The organism is Bacteroidales bacterium (genome assembly GCA_018334875.1).
In the GTDB taxonomy this organism is placed as follows: Bacteria; Bacteroidota; Bacteroidia; order Bacteroidales; family UBA12077; genus JAGXLC01.
The window spans coordinates 1,714-10,109 of record JAGXLC010000135.1 but is presented as its reverse complement, the minus strand read 5'-3'; the positions used below and the strand labels follow the sequence as shown (position 1 = coordinate 10,109).

The 8,396-nt window shown below is 41.0% G+C and carries 7 protein-coding genes; 4 read left to right on the top strand and 3 right to left on the bottom strand.

What is annotated here, in order from left to right:
- Positions 1–61 precede the first annotated feature (61 nt).
- The 3 genes from KGY70_11590 to panB form a co-directional block, all read right to left on the bottom strand.
- On the bottom strand, positions 62–334 hold the full coding sequence (locus tag KGY70_11590) for an HU family DNA-binding protein (protein MBS3775823.1): 273 nt from the start codon (positions 332–334) through the stop codon (positions 62–64).
- Between the two features lie 428 nt (positions 335–762).
- A complete protein-coding gene (locus KGY70_11585) occupies positions 763–1,440 on the bottom strand; it encodes an RluA family pseudouridine synthase (GenBank protein MBS3775822.1) in 678 nt (225 codons plus the stop codon).
- A gap of 12 nt (positions 1,441–1,452) precedes the next feature.
- Positions 1,453–2,268, bottom strand: coding sequence for a 3-methyl-2-oxobutanoate hydroxymethyltransferase (gene panB, locus KGY70_11580; GenBank protein MBS3775821.1), 816 nt, complete (start codon positions 2,266–2,268; stop codon positions 1,453–1,455).
- 236 nt (positions 2,269–2,504) lie between these two features.
- Here panB and dnaK point away from each other — a divergent pair, with 236 nt between their 5' ends.
- The 4 genes from dnaK to KGY70_11560 form a co-directional block, all read left to right on the top strand.
- Positions 2,505–4,436, top strand: a complete 1,932-nt coding sequence (gene dnaK / locus KGY70_11575) for a molecular chaperone DnaK (protein ID MBS3775820.1) — start codon at positions 2,505–2,507, stop codon at positions 4,434–4,436.
- 114 nt (positions 4,437–4,550) lie between these two features.
- Positions 4,551–5,354: a hypothetical protein gene (locus tag KGY70_11570; protein ID MBS3775819.1), complete on the top strand. Its 804-nt coding sequence runs from the start codon at positions 4,551–4,553 to the stop codon at positions 5,352–5,354.
- Positions 5,355–5,416: 62 nt separating this feature from the next.
- On the top strand, positions 5,417–7,078 hold the full coding sequence (locus tag KGY70_11565) for a S8 family serine peptidase (GenBank protein ID MBS3775818.1): 1,662 nt from the start codon (positions 5,417–5,419) through the stop codon (positions 7,076–7,078).
- A 12-nt stretch (positions 7,079–7,090) separates the two neighbouring features.
- The coding region (locus KGY70_11560; GenBank protein ID MBS3775817.1) for an exodeoxyribonuclease VII large subunit at positions 7,091–8,396 on the top strand (1,306 nt) is incomplete at its 3' end.

The window sequence follows — 8,396 nt, the reverse complement described above, 5'->3', positions numbered from 1 at the left end:
AAAGAAAAGGGCGTACAAATGTACACCCTTTTCTTCGTTTAAGAAAATGTTTTTCGCTTTTCTACTGAACAGCCTCAGAAAGGTCAGATCCTGGCTTAAATTTAACCACATTTTTCGCTTTAATGGTAATTGGCTTACCTGTTTGCGGATTTCTACCGGTTCTTTGGCTTCTTCTGGCCACTGAGAAAGAACCAAATCCAACTAAAGCTACTCTTTCGCCTTTTTTCAGAGACTTAGTAGTTGCGTCTACAAAAGCATCTAAAGCTTTCTTTGCATCGGCCTTTGTTAAATTGGCCTCGTTTGCGATTGCATCAATTAATTCTGCTTTGTTCATAATTAACCGTTTTTAGGATTAGTAATAAAAAATTATACAAAAATAGCACTATATCTTGACTTTTAAAATTTCGCATTCCAGACTTCTTATTTGATGACCAATTTACGAATTAATAGGATAAAGATGCAAATTTTTTTAATAAAATTCAAAAGAAAAACACAAAAAAAATCTCATTTTTAGTGAATTAAACTTTGATTATCTCCATAGAGTTCTTACATACAGTGTGTTACCGGAAAGTCTCGTTACGTCATACTTCAAAAAATTTTTTTCAACAATACGCTCAATTTTTGTTGAAAACTAAACGCATTGAAGTTTTTTTCGGATGATTCCAAACGGTAAAAACACCGCTTTGGTTGATTATACCTGGATTATAGCAAGAATCACAAAGGGTTTTATGTCAAACCACTAATATTCAGGTATATAATTTTTTATTTCAGATTTTGAAGAAAAAAATCCCACAATTTATCCCTGGGTGGGTCGGCTGTTATTGACACCGATGTGTTCCGGACCGGATGAATAAAGATTATTTGTCTGGAATGAAGAGAGATACCTCCATTTTTGTTGCTTCTGGAAAAACCGTACTTAAGATCACCTTTAATGGGAGAACCGATTTTTGAAAGCTGGCTTCTGATTTGATGGTGCCTTCCTGTCTCAGGTCTGATCTCCAACAAATGATATCGATCGGAAGAAACCAGCAATTTATAGGTAAGTATGGCTTGTTTGGAATTTTCCACGGGCTGATCAAAAGCAAAAGATTTGTTTTTTTGTGGATTTCTGACGAGGTAATGTTTCAAATATCCATTGGGCAGTTCCGGAGCATTTTTCACAATGGCCCAATAGATCTTTTCTATTTTTTTCTCCTTGAACAACCGGTTGACTCTTGACAATGCCTTGCCGGTTTTTGCAAAAAGCACGGCTCCACTTACCGGTCTGTCCAATCTATGGGTTACCCCCAAAAATACGTTCCCTGGTTTGCCGTACTTATCCTTTAAATATTGTTTGACCTTTTGATCAAGTGATTCATCTCCTGTGTTGTCTCCCTGGACCAGGTCATTATTGTTTTTATTTACTGCTATAAGATGATTGTCCTCATACAGGACTTCCATAAAACTTGTTCTTTAATACTGTTCATTATCGTTGGGAAAATCTTCATTTTTTATATCCTGAATATAGGCCTGCACCGCACCCAGTACCTCTTCATACAAATTATGGTAACGCCGTAAAAACCTGGGAGAAAAATCCTGATTGATGCCCAGCATATCATGCAATACCAAAACCTGTCCATCCACATATTTTCCGGCTCCTATACCAATTACAGGAATTGTCAATTCTTCAGCAATTTTACCTGCAAGATTGGCGGGAACTTTCTCCAAAACAAGTGCAAAACACCCGGCATTTTCCAGAAGATGTGCATCTTCAATAAGCTTATTGGCTTCCTCTTCTTCTGTGGCCCTTACCTTATAAGTTCCGAATTTATAAATGGACTGGGGAGTTAAACCCAGGTGCCCCATAACAGGAATACCTGCCGAAAGAATTCGTTTAACCGATTCTTCTATTTCACTTCCACCCTCCATTTTCACCGCATGGCCACCAGTCTCCTTCATTATACGGATTGCCGACATCAGTGCTTCTTTTGAATTCCCCTGATAGGAACCAAACGGAAGGTCTACAGCCACAAAAGCTCTTTCTACAGCCCTAACAACAGATTTTGCATGATAAATCATCTCATCAAGAGTAATCGGGAGGGTGGTTTCATTACCGGCCATCACATTCGATGCGGAATCCCCCACAAGGATCACATCAATTTCGGCTTTATCCAGTATACGTGCCATAGAATAATCATAGGCAGTAAGCATGGATATCCTCTCCTTCCTGAGTTTCATTTCATTTAATACATGGGTGGTTACCTTCTTAATCTTTTTTGCTGATGACATATCTCATATAATTTAAGGTTCAATTCTTCCGACAAATCTACAAATAAAACCAACCGATTATAAGAATATTTTCATTCAAGTTATGACAGTTTGTCACTGAATTGCCTGGCCAAACACATACATCTGAAAACCAGTGTTTTTAATGTCATATTCAACGTTCAAAAAAATATGGCACAATCATTGATAAAACTCACAACAGAAAATAAAAAGTTGAATCAAAAATAAATAGGAAAAAAATGGGTAAAATTATAGGTATAGACTTAGGAACTACTAACTCATGTGTCTCTGTAATGGAGGGCAACGAGCCGGTTGTTATTCCTAACAGTGAGGGAAAAAGAACTACACCTTCCATGGTAGCATTTGTGGAAGACGGTGAAAGGAAAATTGGCGATCCGGCCAAAAGGCAAGCCATAACAAATTCACAAAACACCGTTTCTTCCATAAAGCGATTCATGGGGAATAGTTATGATGAAGTACAGCAAGAAATTAAGCAGGTATCTTACGAAGTGGTGAAGGGTGACAACAACATGCCCCGGATCAAAATTGAAGACAGGAAATATACGCCCCAGGAGATATCCGCAATGGTATTGCAAAAAATGAAAAAAACTGCGGAAGACTATCTGGGACAAGAGGTTACTGAAGCTGTTGTTACGGTGCCTGCTTATTTCAATGACTCACAAAGACAGGCAACCAAGGAAGCCGGTGAAATTTCCGGACTTGAAGTTAAACGCATCATTAACGAACCCACTGCCGCTTCGCTGGCATACGGCCTGGACAAACAGGATAAAGACCAGCGTGTAGCAGTATTTGATTTAGGTGGTGGTACATTTGACATTTCCATCCTTGAATTGGGTGAAGGTGTTTTTGAAGTAAAATCCACTTACGGAGATACCCATCTGGGTGGCGATGATTTCGACCAGGTACTTATTGACTGGCTTGCTGATGAATTTAAAAAGGAACAAGGAGTAGATCTGAAACAAGATCCGATGGCCGTACAACGGCTTAAAGAAGCTGCTGAAAAGGCAAAAATTGAACTTTCAAGCGCTACTCAAACAGAAATCAATTTGCCGTACATTATGCCGGTTGAAGGTGTACCCAAACACCTTGTAAAGAAACTATCAAGATCCAAATTTGAGCAACTGGTAGATCACTTGGTTCAAAGAACCGTTGAGCCTTGCAAGAAAGCATTGAGCGATGCTGGTTATGAAGCCAAGGACATCAACGAGGTTATTCTGGTTGGAGGATCGACCCGAATTCCGGCCGTTCAGCAAACCGTTGAACAAATATTCGGTAAAAAACCCTCGAAAGGGGTTAATCCGGATGAAGTTGTGGCCATTGGTGCAGCCATCCAGGGCGGAGTACTGGGTGGTGATGTAAAAGACGTACTTCTGCTTGACGTTACTCCGCTTTCACTGGGTATTGAAACCATGGGCGGCGTATTCACCAAGCTGATCGAAGCCAATACCACAATACCAACCAGAAAATCCGAGGTATTTACTACAGCAGCAGATAACCAGTCATCGGTTGAAATTCACGTATTGCAAGGTGAAAGGCCCATGGCTAAAGACAACAAGTCCATTGGCCGTTTCCATCTGGATGGTATTCCACCGGCACCAAGAGGCGTTCCTCAGATTGAGGTAACCTTCGACATCGATGCCAACGGAATACTGAACGTATCAGCTAAGGATAAATCAACCGGAAAAGAACAAAGCATCAGGATTGAAGCTTCTTCAGGATTAAGTGAGCAAGAAATCGACAAGATGAAAGAAGAAGCCAAGCAGCATGAAGAAGAAGATAAGCAGAAAAAAGAACAGGTTGAGAAGCTCAATAAAGCAGATAGTCTGATCTTCCAGACTGAAAAGCAGTTGAATGAATTTGGAGACAAAATCTCCGAAGACAAGAAAAAGCCAATCCAGGATGCACTGGAGGCATTAAAAGAGGCTCATAAGAATGAAAAATACGATGAGCTTGATCAAAGGATGGAAGATCTGAACAATGCATGGCATGCAGCTTCTCAGGAGATATATAATGCACAGCAGCAAGCTGGCGGTGGTCAGCAAACCACAGGAGAAGAGCAAACCTCAGGACAACAACAGGGTTCTTCCTCTGGCAAGAATGATAATGACGACGGGGAAGTAACCGATGTAGACTTTGAAGAGGTGAAATAAATAAAGGTTCTGACTCAATAAAAGGCTGTCTGAAAAGGCAGCCTTTTATTTTTTCCTGTAATAAAAATTTTCAGTCAATGTTTTGTAATTTTGCACAGAAAACAATATTCCCTTATGGTAAAAATGCATCCTTTAATTTTATTGTTTCTCGTGATCAGCATCAATTGTTTTGCGCAGAACAATAATGACATAAACCAATTGGATGAGAAAGGCAAAAAACACGGATTGTGGGAAAAAGAATATTCCAACGGACAAATCCGATATAAAGGCGAGTTCAAACACGGCAATCCTACAGGAGAATTTAAAAGATATTTTCCAAACGGGAATTTAAAGGCTATCATGCAACATCGCTCAGATGGAGAAGTTTATGCCACACTCTTCAATGAGGAAGGTGAAAAAAAAGCCGAAGGCAAATATGTGAATAAAAAAAAGGACAGCATCTGGGTCTTTTACGGTTCCGAAGGCAATATTGTCATCAGGGAAAACTTCGATATGGGAAAAAGGAATGGCAAATCAGTCAAGTTATATCCCAACGGGGACACTTCAGAGATTGTAACCTATCGCAATGGAATCAAACACGGCGTCTTAAAGCAATTCTTTCCCGAGGGCAATTTACAACTTCTTGCACGATACCAAAACGACGAACTGGATGGACATGTCACCATTTTCACGCCACAAGGATATAAGGAGATAGAAGGTCTTTACCGGGATGGCCTGAGAGAGGGGAAATGGGTATATTATAAAAACGCCACCGATACGGCCCGTGTGTTAAAATATAAGAACGGAGAACCTTTAAATAAAGATTCTATTGAAGTGAAAGAGACACAGGAAATCATCAGGCTGGAGAACAAGGAGGGCAAATTTGGTGATCCCAGGGATGAATTGATGCCTTCCCGCAGAAGAAAGCGCAGACAATAAATACCCGGAAGGAATGCTGTTCGTAAATTCCGACCCGGAAAATTGTAATAATACCACTGAGTATGAAAAAAAATCTCTGGATACTGTTTGTTATCTTTTTGGCAACCAATACCTCAACATTTGCACAAAGCTCCCGATTTCTCATTGAATTTACCGACAAAGACACCATAAATAATCCTTTTAGCCTTAGCGATCCGGAGGAATTTCTTTCAGAAAGGGCGATTGACAGAAGGGAGCGTTACGGTATTCCTCTGGAAATTTCCGATCTTCCCCTTTCCCCACGTTATATTGACAGCATCAAACCTTATCTCAATACCCTCCAGAACAAGTCGAAATGGATGAATTCCCTGGTCGCGGAAGTAGATTCCGTTTCACTCGACAGCATTCGAAGCTTCTCATTTGTTAAAAACCTAAAATTTCTTGCTCCCCCTATATCTGCCCCTTCAAAAAAAGACCTCAGTGGCATCCAGGTACAAGACACCTCGGAACTGAAAGAAGCAACTACGGTTTCCGACTCAATTTATTATGGATATTTATGGGAACCCATAAGCATGTTGAATGGTCATCTGCTCCACAAGCACAGCCATCGGGGTGACAATATGGTTATTGCAGTGCTGGATGCAGGTTTCAGGAATGTTGATAAGCTACCCGTTTTCCAATATATAAGGCAAAATAATCAGATACTGGGCACCCGGGATTTTGCGGAAAATGACAGCCAGGTTTATGACACCCATTCCCACGGCACAATGGTGCTTTCCCTGATGGCCGGATACATACCCGAAGTGTACATCGGTACTGCCCCCGAAGCCGAATATTGGCTGCTCAGAACCGAAGTCGGAGGTTCGGAATATCTCATCGAAGAATACAACTGGATTGCCGGTGCTGAATTTGCTGACAGCGCAGGAACAGACATCATCAACTCCTCACTTGGATATACCACCTTCGATGACAGTACCCAAAATCATACCTTCCAGGATATGAACGGAGAAACAACCCCTATATCCAAAGCTGCCTCAATGGCTGCTTCCAAAGGAATGCTCGTTGTATCAAGTGCCGGAAACCAGGGGAATGAAATCTGGCAGTACATTTCGGCACCTGCCGATGCCGACAGCATTATCTCCGTGGGGTCGGTAGATCCCAACGGGAAATATGCCTTTTTCAGTTCTACAGGCCCCACTTACGACGGCAGGATAAAACCGGAGCTTGCTGCTCAGGGAATTTCCAATGTAGTTCAAAATGTAGACAGCTCTTTTATTATGACGCATGGTACCTCCTTTTCCACACCAATTGTTTCAGGATTGGCAGCATGCCTCTGGCAAAAGTTTCCGGAACTCAGCAACATTGAGCTAAAGGAAAAACTTATTCGAAACGCAAACCAATATGCAAGTCCCGATTCGCTTCTCGGATATGGAATACCCAATTTCGCCAGGGCAGGCGATATTCGTATCGAAGATTTAAACAAATCTTCGGTTGAAATTTTTCCCAATCCTTTCAAAAATCATTTTTATATAAACATTCCCGATGTAAACACAGGTGAGGGACCCATTTACCTGGAAATATACGACTTGATGGGCAGAAAAATCCTCAACCGGCAATTTACAAAAACAACGGCCGGCAATCGCATCCGCATTAATGCCTTATCTGATACTCCCACGGGTATATATCTTATTAAATTATCGTTAAACCCTGATTATACAATTAAACAAAAAATAGTAAAGCATTAAAACGGGGCATATATGGAGAATGAGCTGACCCTACTTGAACTAAACCAAAAAGTCAAGAAAACCCTCAACCGGGAATTTCAAAATACCTATTGGGTCATTGCAGAAATAAGTGAGCTTAAAATAAACAGAAAAGGCCACTGTTACCTCGATCTGGTGGAAAAGGACGAATTCGGAGACAGAATTGTAGCCAAGGCCAAGGGGATCATCTGGTCTTACACTTTCCGGATGCTCAAACCCTATTTTGAAACCTCCACCGGCCGGGAATTCAAACAGGGACTGAAGATCATGGTCAATGTTTCCGTGGAGTTCCATGAATTATACGGGTACAGCCTCTATATCCATGATATTGAGCCCAGCTATACCCTGGGTGACATTGCCAGACGAAGGCTTGAAGTAATAAAAAAACTTGAAGAGGAAGGAATAATGGACATGAACCAACAGCTTCCATTGCCTCATGTTCCCCAGAAGATAGCCGTTATTTCCTCAAAAACGGCTGCCGGCTACACAGATTTTATGGAACAAATCCACAACAATCCGTACGGTTATATCTTCTATTCAAAGCTGTTCCCGGCCTACATGCAGGGCGATGAAGCCGAAGGTTCCCTAATAGAGGCACTGGAAAAGATTTACCATCACGAAGCCTTGTTTGATGCCGTAGCCATTATCAGGGGAGGAGGCGCCCATGCCGACCTGGGATGTTTCGATCAATACCAGTTGGCTGCTAACGTGGCCCAGTTTCCTCTTCCGGTCATTACGGGTATCGGACACGAAAAAGATGAATCGGTGGTAGATATGGTGGCTCATACCAAAATGAAAACACCTACTGCAGTAGCAGATTTCTTTGTATCCCTGGCTTATGAATATGAAGAAAGATTGTTGGGTTTAAGAGATGGCGTGGTGGAAAAAACAAACCAAAATATCAACTTTGAAAATCAAAGAATACGGAATCTCTCCGGTCGAATTCATCCCAATGTAAAAAGCATCATGGAAAAATCGAAAAATACCATTGAAATCAGAAAAGAAAAACTGCTTCATGTCTATGGCAAGTTCCTGGACAGAAAGCAACAAAACCTTACAGCATACTCAAATCAGCTCGTTCGCTCCTATGAGCGATCATTCCAAAAAAATCTGCTTGAATTACAAAATTATCAACGAAGTTTTGAAAATTCGATAAAAAACTACTTAACATCCCAAAAGAAGCACATCAACAATCTGGAGAAAGCCAAAGAATATCTGGATCCCAAAAATGTATTAAAACGGGGTTTTAGTATTACACAAAAGAACAATCATCCTGTAAAATCCATTCGGGAGGTTGAAA

Excerpts from the sequence above, each read along its gene's own strand:
- KGY70_11590 (MBS3775823.1), bottom strand. The coding sequence starts at position 334 with ATGAACAAAGCAGAATTAATTGATGCAATCGCAAACGAGGCCAATTTA.
- KGY70_11585 (MBS3775822.1), bottom strand. The coding sequence starts at position 1,440 with ATGGAAGTCCTGTATGAGGACAATCATCTTATAGCAGTAAATAAAAAC.
- panB (MBS3775821.1), bottom strand. The coding sequence starts at position 2,268 with ATGTCATCAGCAAAAAAGATTAAGAAGGTAACCACCCATGTATTAAAT.
- dnaK (MBS3775820.1), top strand. The coding sequence starts at position 2,505 with ATGGGTAAAATTATAGGTATAGACTTAGGAACTACTAACTCATGTGTC.
- KGY70_11570 (MBS3775819.1), top strand. The coding sequence starts at position 4,551 with ATGGTAAAAATGCATCCTTTAATTTTATTGTTTCTCGTGATCAGCATC.
- KGY70_11565 (MBS3775818.1), top strand. The coding sequence starts at position 5,417 with ATGAAAAAAAATCTCTGGATACTGTTTGTTATCTTTTTGGCAACCAAT.